Source organism: Streptomyces sp. NBC_01283 (genome assembly GCF_041435335.1).
Taxonomy (GTDB): Bacteria; Actinomycetota; Actinomycetes; order Streptomycetales; family Streptomycetaceae; genus Streptomyces.
On the sequence record NZ_CP108430.1, the window covers coordinates 1,690,490 to 1,707,941 of the forward strand.

The following is a 17,452-nucleotide window of genomic DNA, read 5'->3' on the forward strand; positions in this document are numbered from 1 at the left end:
CCGGGGCGATGCTGACGCTGCCGGAGGCATCAGCACAACCGGAGGCACCAGCGCAGCCGAAAGCCTCGGCCGCGGCCACCGGCGCCACCGGTTACGCGACGCAGAACGGCGGGACCACCGGCGGCGCGGGCGGAAAGACGGTGCGGGCCACGACGGGCACCGCGATCCACACGGCCCTGTGCAGCCGGGCCGCCGACGACACCCCGATCACCATCGAGGTGGAGGGGACGATCAACCATGCCAACACCGCGAAGGTGTCGGGCGAAAGCTGCAACACCGCCGCCGGCGTGATCGAGCTCAAGCAGATCAGCAACGTCACGCTGGTCGGCGTCGGCAGCGGTGCCGTGTTCGACCAACTCGGCATCCACATAAGGGATTCGAGCAACATCGTCATCCAGAACGTGACCGTCAAGAACGTCAAGAAGTCCGGCTCCCCCACGTCCAACGGCGGCGACGCCATCGGCATGGAGAGCGACGTCCGCAACGTCTGGGTCGACCACACGACCCTGGAGGCGTCGGGCGGGGAGTCGGAGGGCTACGACGGCCTCTTCGACATGAAGAACAACACGCAGTACGTGACCCTGTCGTACAGCATCCTGCGCAACTCGGGACGCGGCGGACTCGTCGGATCGAGCGAGAGCGACGTCTCGAACAGCTACATCACGTACAGCCACAACAAGTACGACAACATCGACTCCCGCACGCCCCTGCTCCGCGGCGGCACGGCCCACATCTACAACAACCACTACGTGGGCCTGAACGAGTCCGGCATCAACTCCCGTGCCGGGGCCAAGGCCAAGGTGGACAACAACTACTTCAAGAACTCCAAGGACGTCCTGGGCACCTTCTACACCGACGCGACCGGCTACTGGCAGGTCAGCGGCAACACGTTCGACAACGTGACCTGGTCCCCCGCCGACGACGAGTACAACCCGGCGGGCCCGAACCCGAAGTCCAACACGACGGTGAGCATCCCCTACGCGTACACCCTCGACAGCGCCAACTGCGTGCCGGCCATCATGGGCAGAACGGCGGGAGCAGGCACGGGCCTCAAGGTGTCGGACGGCAACTGCTAGATGGAGAGGTGTTCCTGACGGTGCGACAGCAGGCACCTGGCGCATCGTCAGGACGCCACCTGCACGGCAAGCCCTGGCGGACAGAGCACGTCACCGCGACCGCGGCAGTTGCCCTCAGCCCCGCCGGACCGCCCCGAGTTGGGCCCGGTGCAGGCCCGGGGCGGTGAAGCGCTGGGCCACCGTGCGCAGGACTCGGGCCATCGCCTGGGCGGGTGGGGTCGCGGGGCGGGCCGTGGCGCGGGCGAGGAGGATGCGGCGGGTGGGGGCCGGGACGTCGGAGGCGAACGGCAGGAGGCGTACGTCGCTGCGTCGGCTGGTGAGGGCCAGACGGGGAGCGAGCGCGATGCCGAGTCCGGCGGCCACCATGGCCTGCGCCTCCTGGTAGTCGTGCGAGGAGTAGGCGATGCGCGGCTCGAACCCCGCCTGGCGACAGCTGCGGCGCAGGACATCGGCGACAGGGTGGTTGTCGGCGCGGATGATCCACTCCTGGTCGGCGAGGTCGGCGAGGTGCACGGAGGGGTGGTTGCGCAGGGGCGAGTCGGCGGGGACGACCAGCACTGTGGGGTCGTCCAGGAGGTGGGTGAGGGAGAGCGCCGGATCGTCGAAGCGGTTCCACTCGTAGTCCCAGAGCAGTCCCTGCTCCACTTCGCCGGTGTGGAGCATCTCCGTGAGTTCCGCGAGGACTCCGGCCCTTACCTCGATACGGATGCCCGCGTGGCGGCGCCGGAACCGCGTGAGCGCCAGCGGCAGCAGGGACGCGCTCGCCGTGGGGAAGGAACCGAGCCGCAAGGTGCCCTGGTCGAGGGCGGTGAAGGAGTCCAGGTCGGCCTGAGCGGCGCGCAGTTCGCGGCGGATGGCCCGGCCACGGTCGGCCAGCGCGTCGCCCGCCGGGGTAGGACGGATGCCGCGCGGCAATCGCTCGATCAGCGGCTGCCCCGCCTCCTGCTCCAGCAGGGACATCTGCTGGGAGGCGGCGGACGTGGTCATGCCGAGGGCTTCCGCCGCTGCGGTGAGTGAACCGCGTTCGGTGGCCTCGGTGAGCAGCAGCAGGCGGCGCACATTGAGCATGCCGCCGACTTTAGCTCAGCTAAACCCAGGTGAAGCGAATCGCGATTGTTCCGAAGTCATGCCTCTGCGAAGGTCACCGCTGTCGCCGAGCGGTTCACCGACTCGCACTGCGCTCGTAACCGCTGCCTCGGCCCCATCCCCATGTCCGTTCATCCAGGAAGAGCCTCAAACGTGCACATTCCCGCGACCCTGGTGCGTGGCGGCACCAGCAAGTGCTGGCTGTTCAACCAGGTCGACGTACCCGGCGACCGTGGCGACCTCGAAAGGCTGCTGGTCGCCGCGTACGGCGCCACCGATCCCGTCGAGCTGGACGGGGTGGGCGGGGCGACCCCGACCACCTCGAAAGCGGCCGTGGTCGGCGCCTCACCCGAGCCCGGCATCGACGTCGATTACCTGTTCGCTCAGGTCGGCCTCGGCACGGGCTCGGTGGAGTGGACGAGCAACTGCGGCAACTGCGCCACCGGCGTTGCCCTGTACGTGGTGACCAAGGGCATGGTGCCGGTCACCGGCGACCGGACACGCGTGGTGATGCGCAACACCAACACCGGCGCGGTCCTCGAAGGGCTCGTGGACACCGCCGGAGGCGTGGTGCACCACTTCGGCCGTCAGACGGTGCCGGGCACTCGCGCCGGCGGGGTCGGTGTCGGCCTCACCTTCCGCGATCCGGCCGGCGGCACCACCGGCTCGCTGTTCCCCACTGGGGAGCCCGCCCAGAACCTCCGGGTCGGCACCGCGGAACCGGTGCGCGTGAGCATGGTGGACGCGGGAGCTCCGGTCGTGCTCATCGACGCCGTCAGCGCCGCGCGCACCGGTGCCGAACCACTGGAGCGGATCAGCGCGGACGTCCCTTGGCTGCGCGCCGTCCGTCATGGCGCCGCATCACTGATGGGGCTTCTCCAGCCGGGCGAAGCGCCGGGCGACGCCGTGCCCAAGGTGGGCCTGGTCGGCCCGTCGGTTCCGTACACCACCACGCTCGGCGAACGCGTGGCGGCCGAGGCCCACGACGTCTCCGTGCGCATGCTCACCATGAACGCCCCCCACCCCGCGATCGGCCTGACCTCCGCCGTCGCGGTCGCGGCAGCGGGGCTCGCGGAGGACTCCGTCGTGTCCCGGGCCGCGAGCGGCCCGGCCGACGGATGGCTGCGCCTGGGCACTCCCGCCGGTGTGGTCGCGGTCCGGTGCTCCGAAGTACGGGACGGCCTGCCGCACCGGGTCACCGTGCAGCGAGCGGCGAGGCTGCTCGCCGACGCCCGCATCTATGTACCGGAGACAGGCGCGCCGCGGGCCGCCTGAATCACGCCGAACCCCGCATCGGGCAGCGGTCCCCCAGCCGTCCGGCCCGGGATGCCTTGCGCCTCCAGGGCGCACCACCCGTCCCCACCGCACCAAGGACAAAGATGTCTGCTGAAGTGATATCCGTAGGAGCGCTGCTTGTGATGTTCGTGGTCGGCACCGTGCTGCCGATCAACCTGGGCATCCTCGCCTTCGTCGCCACGTTCGTGGTCGGCACCGCCTCGCTCGGCCTCACCGAGGACGAGATCTTCGAGGGGTTCCCCGCGAAGCTCTTCGTCACCATCGTCGGAGTCACCTACCTGTTCTCCATCGCCCGCCGCAACGGGACCATCGACTGGCTCGTCGCGGCCGGTGTACGGCTGGTGCGCGGAAAGGTCGTACTCATCCCTTGGGTGCTGTTCCTGGTGGCCGCCCTGCTCACGGCGTTCGGTACGTTCACCCCGGCCGCGGTCGCGATCCTCGCGCCGATCGGCATGAACTTCGCCTACCGCTACAAGCTCAACCCGCTGGTCGTCGGCATGATGGTGATCAGCGGCGGGCACGCGGGCGCGTTCTCACCACTCGCCGTCTCCGGTGCGCTGGTGCTCGGCCTGGTCGACAAGACCGACATGCAGGTCTCCGCGGTAGCACTGTTCAGTGCCAGTTTCCTGATCAACCTGATTCTCTCGATCCTCACCTACGCGCTGCTCGCCAAGCGTCCCGCGCCGCTGCTGGAGGGCGCCGCTGAAGCGGCCGACGACATGGATCCCTCCGTCTCCGGCAAGCCCGACTGGCGGCAGTGGCTCACCCTCGCATGCCTGGTGGCCCTCGTGGTCGGCGCGCTCGGCTTCCATCTGGAGATCGGCTTCCTGGCCCTGGCGGCCGGTGCGCTCCTTGCCGTGGTGGACACGAAGCGGCAGGAGAAGGCCGTGGACGGCGTGAGCTGGTCCACCCTGCTGCTGGTCGCGGGCATGATGACGTACATCGCGATGCTGGAGAGGGCCGGCATCATCGAGGGGATCTCCGAGCACGCTGCGGGTATCGGCGCGCCGGTCGTCGTCGCCCTGCTGCTGTGTTTCACCGTCGCCATCACCTCGGCCTTCGCCTCCTCCACCGCGATCCTCACCGCGATCATCCCCATCGCCGCGCCGTTGCTGCTCTCCAGCCACCTCAGCGCCGTCGGCCTGATCGCCGCACTCGCCGTCTCCACGACGATCGTCGACACGTCCCCCTTCTCCACCAACGGCGCACTCGTCCTCAGCAACGCCCGCGGCGTGGACACCCGCCGCTTCTACCGGCAGGTCATCGGGTACACCGGCAGCATCGTCGCCCTCGGCCCGGTCGTCGCCTGGGGCGCTCTGGTCCTGCCCTGGTCGTAGCGCACACGCTGCCGACGGGCGGGGCGACCGAGCGGCACATGTCCGCCGGGGTCCGGGGCGTCGTACGCTCCCGGGCCCCGGCGGTGTGCGGTGTGCCTACAGCGCGGGGTAGGCGTTCTTCATGAGCTCCTGGAACTGGGCGGAGAACCAGCGGCCGGACAACGGCGCGTTGGGCAGCGCCCCGGACAGGTTGTTGTTGTTGCGCGGGTTACCGGTGTACGTCGGGTCGCACATGCGGTCGAAGCCCTTGCCCTCGTCGTTGTCGATGGCGGTGCTCGAACCGTCGGACTCGCCCGGCGGCTTCATCCACACGTAGGCGTCGATCCCGGTGGCCGGGTTGGCCTGGGGCCGCTCGCCGAGGCCGGCGCCGGACTGGTTGCACCAGTTGCCGAGGTGGATACGGCGGTCGTAGCGGCCGCCGTTCACGTACGTGTCGACGTCCGTGGTGGCCCCGGGTCCGGCGGGACGTGCCGTGCCGCCCCAGCCGTTGCGGGACGTGTCGATCAGCATGCCCAGGTTCTGATCGAAGCCGAGCGAGACCAGCTTGGTGCGCATGGCCTGGGCGTACGACAGTTCGTCGGTGTAGCGGTTCCAGTCGACCCACTTGGACTCACGTACCGACTTGCCCGCGACAGTGTCTCCGATGGCGAAGTTGTTCTCCTTGAGTGCGCTGTAGTTGGCCGTGTTCACGATGAAGCCGTGGACGTCGGACAGCTTCGCGCCGTTGCCGGATGCGGTCGTCTTGAACAGCTCGGCGGAGGGACCGAAGTTGTCGTCCCAGCCGAGCCAGCCGTGGTGGCCCGCGTCGATGTAGTTGTAGACGTTCTTGATGTCACCGAGCTTGTCGAGGGCGTAGCCGACGCCCTTCTGGTAGTTGCCGTTGGCCTTCATCACGTCGCAGTTGGGCGTGGCCGTGGGCCGGCCGGAGACGTTGGTGACGAGGTTGGGCAGCGAGTCGATCTCGATCGTGGTGACGATGCGCAGGCCCGCGTACTTGGGGTCGGCGAGGATGGCGGCGATCGGGTCGATGAAGTCCGTCTTGTACTTGTCGATCTCCGTCGGGCCGAGTTCGCCGTTGGAGGCGAGAGCGGAGCAGTCGCGGCCCGGCAGGTCGTAGACGACGAGTTGGACGACTTCTTCGCCGCTGCCCTTCTGGGCGAGGGCCGCGTCGAGGTGGTCGCGCAGGCCCATGCCGTCGCCCACGCCGTTGATGGCGGCGATGCGGTCGAGCCAGACGCCGGTGGGTTGGTTGGCGACGCGGGATCCACCGGTCTCGGCCTTGGCCTTCGCGGACCACTCCGGGTTCACGTACACCTTGGCACCGGCGTAGGGGTTGTCGACGCGGTCACCGGGTCCGGGCGGGTCCGTGGGATCGGTCGGATCCGTGGGGTCGGTGTCCCCGTTGCAGGTGACGCCGTTCAGTTTGAAGGTGGTGGGCAGGGCGTTGCTGCCACTGTAGGAGGCGTTGAAGCCGAAGGAGGCGGAGGCACCGGTGCCGAGGGCGCCGTTGTACGAGGCGTTCTTGGCGGTGACGGCGGCGCCGGACTGGGTGATGTCGGCGTTCCAGCCGTTGGTGACCTTCTGGTTGCCTGCGTAGGACCAGGTGAGGTCCCAACTGTTCACCGCAGCTCCGTTGTTGGTGACGGTGACGGCGGTGGTGAAGCCGCTCCCCCACTCGTTCTGCACCTTGTAGTCGACGGTGCAGGCGGCGGCTGCGGCCCCGGCGTCGTCGGGCATGGCGGCGGCTGTGCCGGCGCAGGCCGCGCCGGTGAGGGCGAGGGCGGCGAGCACGGCGGTGCCGGCTCTCGATCTGATACGGCTCATGGTCTGGGGTGTCCCTTTCCTGAGATGGGGCGGGTCGTACGTTGCGGGGTGGTCGTATGGAGCGGGGTGGTCGTGCGGAGGGGGGTGGTCATCCGTTCACGGTGCGCAGGTGATCGCGCAGGCCGATCCCGAACGCGGTCGGTGTGCCGTCGTACGAGCTGATCAGGGAAGGACCGGAGGAGCAGTCCCAGGTGTTCCAGGTCCAGCCGAGGTAGGACAGCTTCCGGTCGTCGAACCACTTCATGACGCGGTCGACGAACCCGTGCGAGCAGGTGTTCTCACCGATCTCCCCTGCCACCAGCGGCACTTGGGCCGCGACGGGCGCGAGCGTGGAGTCCCAGCAGCTCTCGGTGGAGCAGGTGTTGAAGTTGTAGACGTGCCAGGCCGCGGCGAGATTGCCGGCCGGATCGGAGGGCCGGTGGGCGAGCCACTGGCCGAGGTCGTTGGAGTAGGCGAGGCCGCCCGCGAGAATCACGTTCTTGGCGCCCGTGGCACGGACCGAGTCGACGAGGTCCTGCATGCCTGCGACTTCGTAGCCGATGCCGGGGCAGGTGCCGCCGTCCTTCCAACAGGCCCAGGCTTCCGAGATGCTGGAGGTCGCGCGATCCGGGTATGGCTCATTGAAGAGGTCGAAGGCGACTGTCGGATCGCCCTTGAAGGCACTCGCGACCGACGACCAGAAGCCTGGTGCGTACCGGGCGTCCGGCATCGGTTTCTGGCAGGTGGCGTGGATGTCGGAGCAGCCCGCCGAGTTCCCGGTGTACTGGCCGTACGACCAGTGCATCTCCAGGATCGGCGTCATGCCGTGGGCCTTGACCTTGGTTACCAACTCCTTGATGGCGGACTGGTAGTTCGCGCCCGCGTACTCGGGCTTGATGTTGTCGAGACCGAGCCAGCACTCCTCGTTGAGCGGGATCCGGACGGCGTTGGCCTTCCAGTCGGCGATGGCCGCGATGGACGCGTCATCGACCGGACCGTCGAAGATTCCGTAGCCCTGTACACACATGAACTCGGCACCGGAGCGGTTCACGCCGAGGATCCGGCGGGTGGCACCGGAGGCGTCGACGAGCTTGTTCCCGGAGACCTTCAGGGCCGGAGCCTCACCCTCGCCACCCGGATCCGTCGGGTCGGTCGGGTCCGTCGGGTCGGTGACGTCGGTGTTGCAGGTCGTGCCGTTCAGCTTGAAGGCCGTCGGTACGGTGTTGGCGCCCGACCGCGATCCGATGAACCCGGCGGACACGCTTCCGCCGGAGGGAAGCGCACCGTTCCAGGACTCGTTGGCCGCGGTCACGGACGCCCCGGACTGGGACCACTTCGCGGCCCAGCCCTGAGTGACCTTCTGTCCGTCGGCGAAGGCGAAGGACAGGCTCCAACCGTCCTTGGCCGCGCCGTTGTTGGTGACCTTCACGGCGGCCTGGAAGCCGCCGTCCCACTGCCCGGTGACGGAGTACTCCACCGAGCAGGCGGGGGCGGCCGCGGACGCGGCGTCGGTCAGGGGAACGAGCGTGGCCGCCGAGACGACGCACGCGAGCAGGGTTGCTTGTAACGGGTGACGCGGGAGGTGCCGCATGAGCGACTCCTTGCAGCTCGGGCGCGACCGGCACAGGCCGGCGCGTCGACTGATGGAACCGCTCCCACTGGTTGCTGGTGGACTGTAGAGAAGGAACTGCCGCCAAGCAACAGAGGAGTTCCGAATTTCCACTGTCGAATTAATTCGACTCTTCAAGCCTCTTGACCCTGAATTTCCCCGTCCCCATCCTTGGGAGCGCTCCCACTGGTTCACAGGTTGTGACGCTCACATCACAACTCCACCCCCCGCTCCATGAACCGCAAGGAGGAACCAGGGCATGCCCAAAAGACCGGCCCGGCGGCTGTGGACCGCTGTCGCGGCCACCCTGGCACTACCGCTTGCCGTGCTCGCTGCACCCCCAAACCCCGCTGAGGCAGCGGCAGTTGAGTGCAGCGTCGACTACAAGACCAACGACTGGGGCTCCGGCTTCACCGCCGATCTGACGATCACCAATCGCGGCACATCGGCGATCGACGGCTGGACCCTCACCTACGGCTACAGCGGCAACCAGAAACTGACCAATGGCTGGAACGCGACCTGGTCGCAGTCCGGTAAAGCGATCACCGCGAAAAGCCTCTCGTACAACGCGAAGATCGCGCCCGGCGCCGCCGCAACGGCAGGCGCGCAATTCTCCTACACTGGCGCGAATTCAGCGCCCACCCATTTCGCGGTCAACGGCACGACGTGCGCGGGCGCCCATCAGCCGCCGATCACGGTGCTCACCAGCCCGAAGGCCGGCGCGGTCTACTCGACGGGCGACGCCGTCCCGCTCGCCGCCACTGCCGCGGCGGCCGACGGGGCGAGCGTCGACAAGGTCGAGTTCTACGACGACACGACCCTGCTCGGCACGGACACCACCGCGCCCTACGGGCTCAGCGCGGACGCCCTGGCGGCCGGAACGCACTCCCTGTACGCGAAGGCGTACGACAGTCAGGGCGCCTCCGGCGAGTCGACGCCGGTCGGCATCACGGTCGCGGCGGGCCCCGCACTGGTCGCCACACCGTCCCAACTGGGCGTCCAGCAAGGGAAGTCGGGCACCTTCGACGTGAAGCTGTCGACACAGCCGGCGTCGAACGTCACGGTCTCGGTGGCCCGCACGAGCGGCAACACGGGCCTGTCCGTCTCCTCCGGCGCGAGCCTGACCTTCACGCCGTCGAACTGGAACACGGCGCAGAAGGTGACGATCGCCGCCGACGCCTCCGGCACGGGCGCGGCCACCTTCAGCGTGACGGCCCCGGGCCACACCAAGGCCACGGTCACGGCCACGCAGCTCGCCGCGTCCAAGACGTACGATGCCCGCTTCCTCGATCTCTACGGCAAGATCACCAACCCGGCGAACGGCTACTTCTCGCCGGAGGGCGTCCCGTACCACTCCGTCGAGACGCTGATCGTCGAGGCGCCGGACCACGGCCACGAGACGACGTCGGAGGCGTACAGCTACCTCCTGTGGCTCCAGGCGATGTACGGCAAGGTCAGCGGCGACTGGTCGAAGTTCAACGGGGCGTGGGGGCTCATGGAGAAGTACATGATCCCCACCCACACGGACCAGCCGACGAACTCCTCCTACAACGCATCGAAGCCCGCGACGTACGCGCCCGAGCACGACCTGCCGTCCCAGTACCCGGCGAAGCTCGACCCGTCGGTCTCCGTCGGCAGCGACCCGATCGCGGCGGAGCTGAAGAGCGCGTACGGCACGGACGACATCTACGGCATGCACTGGCTGCAGGACGTCGACAACGTCTACGGCTACGGGAACGAACCCGGCAAGTGCGAGGCAGGCCCGACCGCCACCGGCCCGTCCTACATCAACACGTTCCAGCGCGGTGCGCAGGAGTCGGTGTGGGAGACGGTGCCGCAGCCCACGTGCGACGCCTTCAAGTACGGCGGAAAGAACGGGTACCTGGACCTGTTCACCGGTGACTCGTCCTATGCCAAGCAGTGGAAGTTCACCAACGCCCCGGATGCCGACGCCCGTGCGGTGCAGGCCGCGTACTGGGCGAACGTGTGGGCCAAGCAGCAGGGCAAGGGCTCCGACGTCTCGGCGACCGTCGGCAAGGCCGCCAAGATGGGTGACTACCTGCGGTACTCGATGTACGACAAGTACTTCAAGAAGGTCGGGAACTGCAACGGGCCGACCACCTGCCCGGCCGGCACCGGCAAGGACGCCTCGCACTACCTGATGTCCTGGTACTACGCCTGGGGCGGCGCGACGGACACCTCGGCGGGCTGGTCCTGGCGCATCGGCTCCAGCCACACGCACGGCGGCTACCAGAACCCGCTCGCCGCGTACGCGCTCTCCTCGGCCGCCGACCTGAAGCCCAAGTCGGCGACAGGACAGGCGGACTGGGCCAAGTCACTGGACCGACAGCTGGAGTTCTACCGCTGGCTGCAGTCCGACGAGGGCGCCATAGCGGGCGGCGCGACGAACAACTGGGGCGGCAGCTACGGCACCCCGCCGTCCGGCACCCCGACGTTCTACGGCATGTACTACGACGAGGCGCCGGTCTACCACGACCCGCCGTCGAACCAGTGGTTCGGCTTCCAGGCGTGGTCGATGGAGCGCGTCGCCGAGTACTACCAGCAGACGGGCGACGCCGACGCGAAGGCGGTCCTGGACAAGTGGGTCGACTGGGCCCTGTCCAAGACGACCATCAACCCCGACGGCACGTTCCGGATCCCGTCGACGCTCCAGTGGTCGGGCAAGCCCGACACCTGGAACGCCTCAAGTCCCGGTGGAAACAGCGGTCTTCACGTCACGGTCGCGGACTACACGAACGACGTCGGTGTAGCGGCGGCGTACGCGAAGACCCTGACGTACTACGCCGCCAAGTCCGGTGACACGCAGGCGAAGACGACGGCGAAGGCACTGCTCGACGGCATGTGGGAGCACGACCAGGACGCGCTCGGCATCGCCGTGCCCGAGACCCGGGCCGACTACAGCCGGTTCGACGACCCGGTCTACGTGCCGAGCGGCTGGACGGGCACGATGCCGAAGGGCGACAAGGTCGACTCCTCGTCCACCTTCTCCTCGCTGCGCTCCTTCTACAAGAACGACCCCAACTGGTCCAAGGTCGAGGCGTACTTGGCGGGCGGCGCGGCACCGACGTTCACGTACCACCGGTTCTGGGCCCAGGCGGACATCGCGCTCGCCATGGGCTCGTACGCGGAGCTGCTCGAGTGACGCCCCGCTGACGGCAGCTCCGTGCACACCGGGCCGGGCGGCCCCCTCCCCGGGGCCCGCCCGGCCCTCCCCCCCCTGCTCACTCCTGCCCCGGAGGCGGTACCCCCGATCAGTCGGTTTCCGTCAGGGCCTCATGCGCGGCGGCCAGGATCCGCTCGGAGAGCGGGGAGCCCTTGGTGGCGCGGGCCAGGACGAGCGCGCCGAACAGGGTGCTCAGGCGGGCGAGGCCGTCCTGGTCGTCATCGCCGAGGAAATCGGCGAAGTCGGCCACCCCCTCGACATAGACGCGGCGGGCCTCCTGGTCGTCGGGGGTGCGGGCGACGTCGGTGGCGAGCGCGGCGATCGGGCAGCCCCCTGCCGCGTTGTCGCGGTGTTCGACGGAGAGATAGGTGTCGATCAGCTTGCGCTGGGCGGCGTCGCGCTGCCCGTCGTACTGCTCGAGCCCGTCCGCGTACCGCTGGGTGAGCTCGTCGATCGCGTGGGCGGTGGCCTCGTCGACGAGCGCCTCCTTGGAAGCGAACTGCTTGTAGAAGGCGCCGTGGGTCAGACCGGCCGCCTTCATCAGCTCGGCGACGCTGACGTGCGTGCCCTGCTCCCGGAAGAGCCGGGAGGCAGTGTCCACGACCCGCCTGCGGTTCTCCTCCGCCTGCGCCTGCGATACCCGGCCCATGGCCACCTCCTACGCGAAACCGATTTGGATGTCGACTGGCATCTATCGTAATCCGGTGTTTAGATTGTCATCGTAATCTAAATCAGCTGGAGGCGGGTGGCCGGACGGCGCCCGCCACAACCGGGAGCAGGATCAGACATGGAGCTCAAGAACACGGTCGCGGTCGTCACCGGCGCCAACCGGGGGCTCGGACGGCATCTCGCCGCCCAGCTCGTGGAGCGCGGCGCGAAGGTCTACGCGGCGGCCCGCCGCCCCGAGACGGTCGACCTGCCGGGTGTCACCCCGCTGCACCTGGACGTCACGGACGAGGAGTCGATCAGGGCGGCCGCACGTACCGCCTCCGACGCGACACTTCTGATCAACAACGCGGGCATCTCCACCGGCGCCACGCTGGTCGACGGTGACCTGGACGAGGTGCGCCGGGAGATGGACACCAATTTCTTCGGCCCGCTCGCCGCGACCCGCGCCTTCGCCCCCGTGATCGAGGGCAACAACGGCGGCGCCGTACTCAACGTCCTGTCCGTCCTGTCCTGGTACCACCCGGCAGGCCTCGGCTCCTACGCCGCCTCCAAGGCCGCCGCCTGGGCGCTGACCGGCGCGAGCCGCGAGGAACTGGCACCGCGCGGCATCACCGTCTCCGCGCTGCACGTCGGTTACATGGACACCGACATGGCTGCCGAGGTCCCCGCCGACCAGAAGGTCTCCGCCTCCGACGTCGCGGCCCAGGCCCTCGACGGCATCGAGGCGGGCCTGCCCGAGATCGTCGCCGACGATCTGACCCGACAGGTCAAGCAGGGCCTGGCCGCCACGCCGCAGCCGAACGCCGCCTGAGCCCTCCAGGGCGCTCCCGACGCGAGCGGAAACCCCGGCCTCTCGCGGACGGGAACAGAAACGGAGAAGACGATGAAGGCCTTCATGGTCGAGAAGTACGGCGGCGCGGCCACCATGCGCGCCGCCGAGATCCCCGATCCCGTCGTCGGCGCCGAGGACGTCCTGGTCAAGATCCATGCCGCGGGCGTCAACCCACTGGACATGAGGATCCGCAACGGCGACTTCAAGGCGTTCCTGCGCTACCGTCTCCCCCTCGTCCTGGGCAACGACCTCGCCGGGACGGTCATCCAAGTAGGCGCCGACGTCACCGAGTTCGCGGTCGGCGACGACGTATACGCACGCCCCGACAAGGACCGCATCGGCACCTTCGCCGACCTCATCGCCGTCCACCAGGACGACCTGGCACCCAAACCGGCCGCCCTCACCATGACCGAGGCCGCCTCCCTGCCCCTGGTCGCCCTGACCGCATGGCAGGCACTGGTCGAGCGGGCCCAAGTGCAGCGGGGTCAGCGGGTCCTCATCCATGCGGGAGCCGGCGGCCTCGGCTCCATCGCCGTCCAGCTGGCCAAAGCACGTGGCGCGCACGTGGCCACCACCGCGAGCACCGCCAACATCGACCTGGTCAAGGAGCTCGGCGCGGACGTCGCCGTGGACTACCGCACACAGGGCTTCACAGAAGTCCTCGACGGCTACGACGTCGTCCTGGACTCCCTCGGCGGCGACAACCTGGCCAGGTCCCTGCGGGTGCTCAAGCCCGGCGGCCAGGCCATCAGCGTCGCGGGCCCGCCCGACCCGGCCTTCGCCCGCGAACTCGGCGCGAACCCGGTCCTCCGCCTGGCCATGACCGCGCTGAGCTTCCGGACCCGGCGCAGCGCCAAGCGCCACGGCGTGGCGTACTCGTTCCTGTTCATGAAGGCCAGCGGCGACCAGCTGCGCGAACTCACCCCACTCGTCGACTCCGGGATGATCCGCCCCGTCGTCGACCGGGTCTTCCCGTTCGACGAAACCCTTCAGGCCATGGAGTACGTCGAAAAGGGCCGCGCGAAGGCCGGCAAGGTCGTCGTCTCCATGACGTAGGGCGAGCCATCTTGCTATGCACGCACGCCGTCGCCGGTCGCCCGACGCTCGCTCACGCCGGCGCACGGCCGGTGCGGGAACCGGCGGGGCGAGCGCGGGAAGTCGCTAGCGTCAAAGCCCGAGGACCCGGGACCCGCAAGAGGGATGCAGGGAAGTTGACGGGCTCCTCGACGCCGGAGAACCGCAGGCCGCCACGCATGTCATTGCTGACTTCCTCAGCGTGGTGTCGTGCGGTGTACGGGGCGGGCTGAAGCCGGTGCCGAGCAGCCGTCGATGAGTTCGCGATGGCGCTGGATGCGGTCCGTTGCATTCGGCCGGCCGCGGTCGGCCGAAGTCGCACGCTAGCTACTTCTCTCTGCGCGGCGCCAGTTGAGCAGCAGGACGTCGACCGCCGTGTGCAGAGTCGCTGCGGCCACCCCGTCGCGCAGTTGCGTGGAGAGGCCGAGGAGAAAGCTGTGAATCATGGCGGTCACCCCGTCGACGTCCGCGTCGGCGTCGAGTTCGCCCGCCGCGACGCCTCGCTCCACGCAGGCCCTGATGCGCACCCGGTCGGCTGCACGCCGCGCGCCGACTGCCGCGCGCACCTCGGCGTTCTCCTCGCCTGGTGCCCGCATCGTGCCGGACAAGGCGACGAGACAGCCGGTGGGGTGGGACGAGTCCGACTGCATGTCGATCGAGCGGTGCAGCAGGGCGGCCACGGCTCCTCGCGGGCTGAGCGTTTCGCCCTCGACGACGTCGGTCGCGCCGCCCGGCCCCTTCATGTAGTGCTCGACGACCTGCTTGAACAGCCCCTCTTTTGACCCGAAGGCGCCGTACAGGCTCGCGGAGGACAACCCGGTGGCGGCTCGCAGCTGTGCCAGCGAGGTCGCTTCGTAACCCTGCTCCCAGAACAGGAGCATCGCAGCCTCCAGTACGGCCTCCATGTCGAAGGCACGGGGGCGGCCGGCTGGCGGCATGGGGACCTCCTGCATCACAAAGCGAGCGTTCCGGCGCGGGGAGAGCTTCCCCGCTTCCTCCTTCCCATATTGGACCAACCACTCCACAAAGCGCCAAGCGGCGGAGCACCCGGACCTCGTCGGCCTCAGTGACCCTCATCACTTGTGGATCGTTTGATCCATAATCACTTGACCAGCACGTCGAGCTGGATCGAGTATTTCGGCATGAACGATCCAGAATTCAGGCAGGACGGGACCGGCGCCCGCTCCCCGCTGAGCCGCGCGATGGTGCTGTTGCTGGCGGTGACGTGCGGAGCGGCGGTCGCGAACATCTATTACGCGCAGCCGTTGCTCCCCGTCGTCTCCAAGGCGCTCGGTGTCTCCGAGGGAGCCGGAGGTCTGATCGTCACCTCCTCACAGATCGGCTACGCGCTCTCGCTGGCACTGCTGGTGCCCCTGGGTGACGTACTGGAGCGGCGCCGGCTGGTGAGCGGGCTGCTCGCCCTGAGCGCTGTCGCTCTCCTCGGCGCGGCGGCCTCCCCCTCGCTGGGCGCGCTGTACGCCTCGGTCGCGCTGGTCGGGGTGACCTCCGCCGTGGCGCAGATCGTGGTGCCGATGGCTGCCTCGTTGGCCGCCGACCATGAACGCGGCGCAGTGGTGGGAACGGTCATGAGCGGCCTGCTCATCGGCATCATGCTCGCGCGGACGGCGGCCGGGTTGCTGGCCGAATTCGGGAACTGGCGGCTGGTGTTCGTCTTCGCGGCGGGCATCATGGTGGTCCTTGCGATCACCTTGCGCCTGGTGTTGCCCCTCGTACCGCCGACCACGAAGACGCCCTACCCCCAGCTGCTGCACTCGGTGGTGACGCTCGTGCGCACCGAGTCGCTGCTGCGCAGGCGCATGGCTCTGGCCGCGGTCGGCATGGGCGGCTTCACGGTCCTGTGGACCGCCTCGTCGTTCCTGCTGGCCGGCCCCACCTACGGGTACGGTCCGGCGGTCATCGGCCTGTTCGGTCTGGTCGGGGTCGTCGGGGCCGCCGCCGCGTCGGTGGCCGGCCGCCTCGCGGACCGCGGTCACGCCCGCCAGGTGACCACCGGCGGGCTGATCGTACTGACGGGCAGCTGGGGCGTACTCGTCCTCGCAGGGCAGGGAGGCACGCTCGGCCTGAGCGCGCTGATGGCCGGCATCGTGGCGCTCAACCTGGCACAGCAGGCTCTGTTGATCAGTCACCAGAGCGTCCTGTACCGCCGCATCCCGCACGCACGCAGCCGGGTCACCACAGCGCTCATGGTCTCCGCCTTCGCCGGCAGCACTGTCGCTTCCGCGCTGACGGCCGTGCTGTATCCGCTCGTGGGCTGGGCAGGGGTCTCCGCGCTCGGAGCGGTGATCGCGCTGATCGGTCTCGCGATCTGGTCCCTGGAACTGCTCCGCCCGAGCCCCGCGGAACCGCTCGCCGACCCGTCCGCGGACGAAAGCGTCCACGCGGCCCGCACATATGGCGCACGCGCGGACGGCACCTGCGCACGTATCGCCGGCGCACGCGCGGATCACACCTGCGCGCACGCCAAGGAGACCGCTGACACCACGGAGACCGCTCATGCCTGAGATCCGCCGAGTGGCGATCCTGGACGACTACCAGCACACGGCACACCGGCACGCCGCCTGGGGTTCCCTGCCCGAAGGCGCCCATCTCACCTACTTCTCCCAGCACTTGGGCAGTCCCGAGGAAGTGATCGCCGCGCTGGAGCCGTTCGATGTGGTCGTAGCCATGCGCGAGCGCACCCCCTTCCCCGCCGAGGTGCTCGACAGACTGCCGAACCTGCGCCTGCTGGTCACCACGGGCCCCGCCAACGCGGCCATCGACACGGCCGCGGCCTCGCGGCACGGGATCGTGGTGTCCGGCACCCGCCCCGCAGGACTGACCTCGACGGCCGAGCTGACGTGGGGACTCGTGCACGCCCTGACCCGCTCGCTCCCCGCCGAGGACCGCAACCTGCGCGGGGGCGCTTGGCAGCAGACCGTGGGTCGTGACCTGCACGGCGCCCGCCTGGGCGTCATCGGCCTCGGTGGCGTGGGCAGTCGGGTGGCCCAGGTCGGGGTCGCCTTCGGCATGGACGTCGTCGCCTGGAGCACTCACCTCGATCCCGGGCACGCGAAGACATGGGGCGTCACGCCCGTCAGCAAACGGGAACTGCTCGCCACCTCGGACGTGGTGACGCTCCATGTCCGGCTCTCCCCACGCACCGTCGGCCTCATCGGTACCGACGAACTCGCCCTCATGCGGCCGGACGCGCTGCTGATCAACACCTCCCGCGCGCCCGTCGTCGACGAGGAGGCCCTGCTGGCCGCGCTGCACACCGGAACGCTGGGCGGAGCCGCCCTGGACGTCCACTACGCCGAGCCGCTGCCCGCCGATTCGCCGTGGCGCGACGCTCCGCGAACCGTCCTCACCCCGCACCTGGGCTACGTCACCGCGGACGCCTACGAAATCTTCTACCGCGACGCGCTCGGCGACATCCTCGCCTACGCCGCCGGCGAACCGGTGCGCCTCCTCACGCCATGAGCGGAT

The 17,452-nt window shown here is 69.1% G+C and carries 12 protein-coding genes and 1 pseudogene; 8 read left to right on the top strand and 5 right to left on the bottom strand.

Features of this window, described 5'->3' with window-relative positions:
• Positions 1-8: 8 nt before the first annotated feature.
• A pseudogene (locus tag OG302_RS07830) lies at positions 9-1,073 on the top strand (polysaccharide lyase family 1 protein); the annotation flags it as partial.
• A gap of 117 nt (positions 1,074-1,190) precedes the next feature.
• Here the strand turns inward: OG302_RS07830 and OG302_RS07835 are convergent.
• On the bottom strand, positions 1,191-2,144 hold the full coding sequence (locus OG302_RS07835) for a LysR family transcriptional regulator (RefSeq protein WP_361829727.1): 954 nt from the start codon (positions 2,142-2,144) through the stop codon (positions 1,191-1,193).
• A gap of 171 nt (positions 2,145-2,315) precedes the next feature.
• On the opposite strand from OG302_RS07835, the gene OG302_RS07840 reads away from it, so the two are divergent.
• Together OG302_RS07840 and OG302_RS07845 are read left to right on the top strand one after the other, a co-directional pair.
• Positions 2,316-3,437, top strand: coding sequence for a PrpF domain-containing protein (locus OG302_RS07840; protein WP_371526081.1), 1,122 nt, complete (start codon positions 2,316-2,318; stop codon positions 3,435-3,437).
• A 104-nt stretch (positions 3,438-3,541) separates the two neighbouring features.
• Positions 3,542-4,795: an SLC13 family permease gene (locus tag OG302_RS07845; RefSeq protein WP_371526082.1), complete on the top strand. Its 1,254-nt coding sequence runs from the start codon at positions 3,542-3,544 to the stop codon at positions 4,793-4,795.
• A 96-nt stretch (positions 4,796-4,891) separates the two neighbouring features.
• Here OG302_RS07845 and OG302_RS07850 read toward each other — a convergent pair whose 3' ends face one another.
• On the bottom strand, positions 4,892-6,619 hold the full coding sequence (locus OG302_RS07850; RefSeq protein WP_371526083.1) for a glycoside hydrolase family 6 protein: 1,728 nt from the start codon (positions 6,617-6,619) through the stop codon (positions 4,892-4,894).
• An 88-nt stretch (positions 6,620-6,707) separates the two neighbouring features.
• Positions 6,708-8,189: a cellulose binding domain-containing protein gene (locus OG302_RS07855; protein WP_371526084.1), complete on the bottom strand. Its 1,482-nt coding sequence runs from the start codon at positions 8,187-8,189 to the stop codon at positions 6,708-6,710.
• A 277-nt stretch (positions 8,190-8,466) separates the two neighbouring features.
• On the opposite strand from OG302_RS07855, the gene OG302_RS07860 reads away from it, so the two are divergent.
• Entirely contained in the window at positions 8,467-11,370 is a 2,904-nt protein-coding gene (locus OG302_RS07860; RefSeq protein ID WP_371526085.1) for a glycoside hydrolase family 48 protein, read from the top strand.
• A gap of 109 nt (positions 11,371-11,479) precedes the next feature.
• Here OG302_RS07860 and OG302_RS07865 read toward each other — a convergent pair whose 3' ends face one another.
• Positions 11,480-12,040, bottom strand: coding sequence for a TetR/AcrR family transcriptional regulator (locus tag OG302_RS07865; protein WP_371526086.1), 561 nt, complete (start codon positions 12,038-12,040; stop codon positions 11,480-11,482).
• 138 nt (positions 12,041-12,178) lie between these two features.
• Here OG302_RS07865 and OG302_RS07870 point away from each other — a divergent pair, with 138 nt between their 5' ends.
• Together OG302_RS07870 and OG302_RS07875 are read left to right on the top strand one after the other, a co-directional pair.
• Positions 12,179-12,871 (top strand): SDR family oxidoreductase, encoded by a 693-nt coding sequence (locus OG302_RS07870; RefSeq protein WP_371526087.1) that lies wholly within the window; start codon positions 12,179-12,181, stop codon positions 12,869-12,871.
• 72 nt (positions 12,872-12,943) lie between these two features.
• On the top strand, positions 12,944-13,948 hold the full coding sequence (locus tag OG302_RS07875) for an NADP-dependent oxidoreductase (protein WP_371526088.1): 1,005 nt from the start codon (positions 12,944-12,946) through the stop codon (positions 13,946-13,948).
• Between the two features lie 341 nt (positions 13,949-14,289).
• Here OG302_RS07875 and OG302_RS07880 read toward each other — a convergent pair whose 3' ends face one another.
• Positions 14,290-14,904, bottom strand: coding sequence for a TetR/AcrR family transcriptional regulator (locus OG302_RS07880; RefSeq protein WP_371526089.1), 615 nt, complete (start codon positions 14,902-14,904; stop codon positions 14,290-14,292).
• A 204-nt stretch (positions 14,905-15,108) separates the two neighbouring features.
• Here OG302_RS07880 and OG302_RS07885 point away from each other — a divergent pair, with 204 nt between their 5' ends.
• Positions 15,109-16,488, top strand: coding sequence for an MFS transporter (locus OG302_RS07885; RefSeq protein WP_371526090.1), 1,380 nt, complete (start codon positions 15,109-15,111; stop codon positions 16,486-16,488).
• On the top strand, positions 16,481-17,446 hold the full coding sequence (locus OG302_RS07890; protein WP_371526091.1) for a D-2-hydroxyacid dehydrogenase family protein: 966 nt from the start codon (positions 16,481-16,483) through the stop codon (positions 17,444-17,446). The genes OG302_RS07885 and OG302_RS07890 overlap by 8 nt, the downstream gene beginning before the upstream one ends.
• Positions 17,447-17,452: the final 6 nt, after the last annotated feature.

What these genes read in the sequence shown, in the direction of transcription:
- OG302_RS07835 (WP_361829727.1), bottom strand. Translation starts at nt 2,144, where the DNA reads ATGCTCAATGTGCGCCGCCTGCTGCTGCTCACCGAGGCCACCGAACGC.
- OG302_RS07845 (WP_371526082.1), top strand. Translation starts at nt 3,542, where the DNA reads ATGTCTGCTGAAGTGATATCCGTAGGAGCGCTGCTTGTGATGTTCGTG.
- OG302_RS07850 (WP_371526083.1), bottom strand. Translation starts at nt 6,619, where the DNA reads ATGAGCCGTATCAGATCGAGAGCCGGCACCGCCGTGCTCGCCGCCCTC.
- OG302_RS07855 (WP_371526084.1), bottom strand. Translation starts at nt 8,189, where the DNA reads ATGCGGCACCTCCCGCGTCACCCGTTACAAGCAACCCTGCTCGCGTGC.
- OG302_RS07860 (WP_371526085.1), top strand. Translation starts at nt 8,467, where the DNA reads ATGCCCAAAAGACCGGCCCGGCGGCTGTGGACCGCTGTCGCGGCCACC.
- OG302_RS07865 (WP_371526086.1), bottom strand. Translation starts at nt 12,040, where the DNA reads ATGGGCCGGGTATCGCAGGCGCAGGCGGAGGAGAACCGCAGGCGGGTC.
- OG302_RS07870 (WP_371526087.1), top strand. Translation starts at nt 12,179, where the DNA reads ATGGAGCTCAAGAACACGGTCGCGGTCGTCACCGGCGCCAACCGGGGG.
- OG302_RS07875 (WP_371526088.1), top strand. Translation starts at nt 12,944, where the DNA reads ATGAAGGCCTTCATGGTCGAGAAGTACGGCGGCGCGGCCACCATGCGC.
- OG302_RS07880 (WP_371526089.1), bottom strand. Translation starts at nt 14,904, where the DNA reads ATGCCGCCAGCCGGCCGCCCCCGTGCCTTCGACATGGAGGCCGTACTG.
- OG302_RS07885 (WP_371526090.1), top strand. Translation starts at nt 15,109, where the DNA reads ATGAACGATCCAGAATTCAGGCAGGACGGGACCGGCGCCCGCTCCCCG.
- OG302_RS07890 (WP_371526091.1), top strand. Translation starts at nt 16,481, where the DNA reads ATGCCTGAGATCCGCCGAGTGGCGATCCTGGACGACTACCAGCACACG.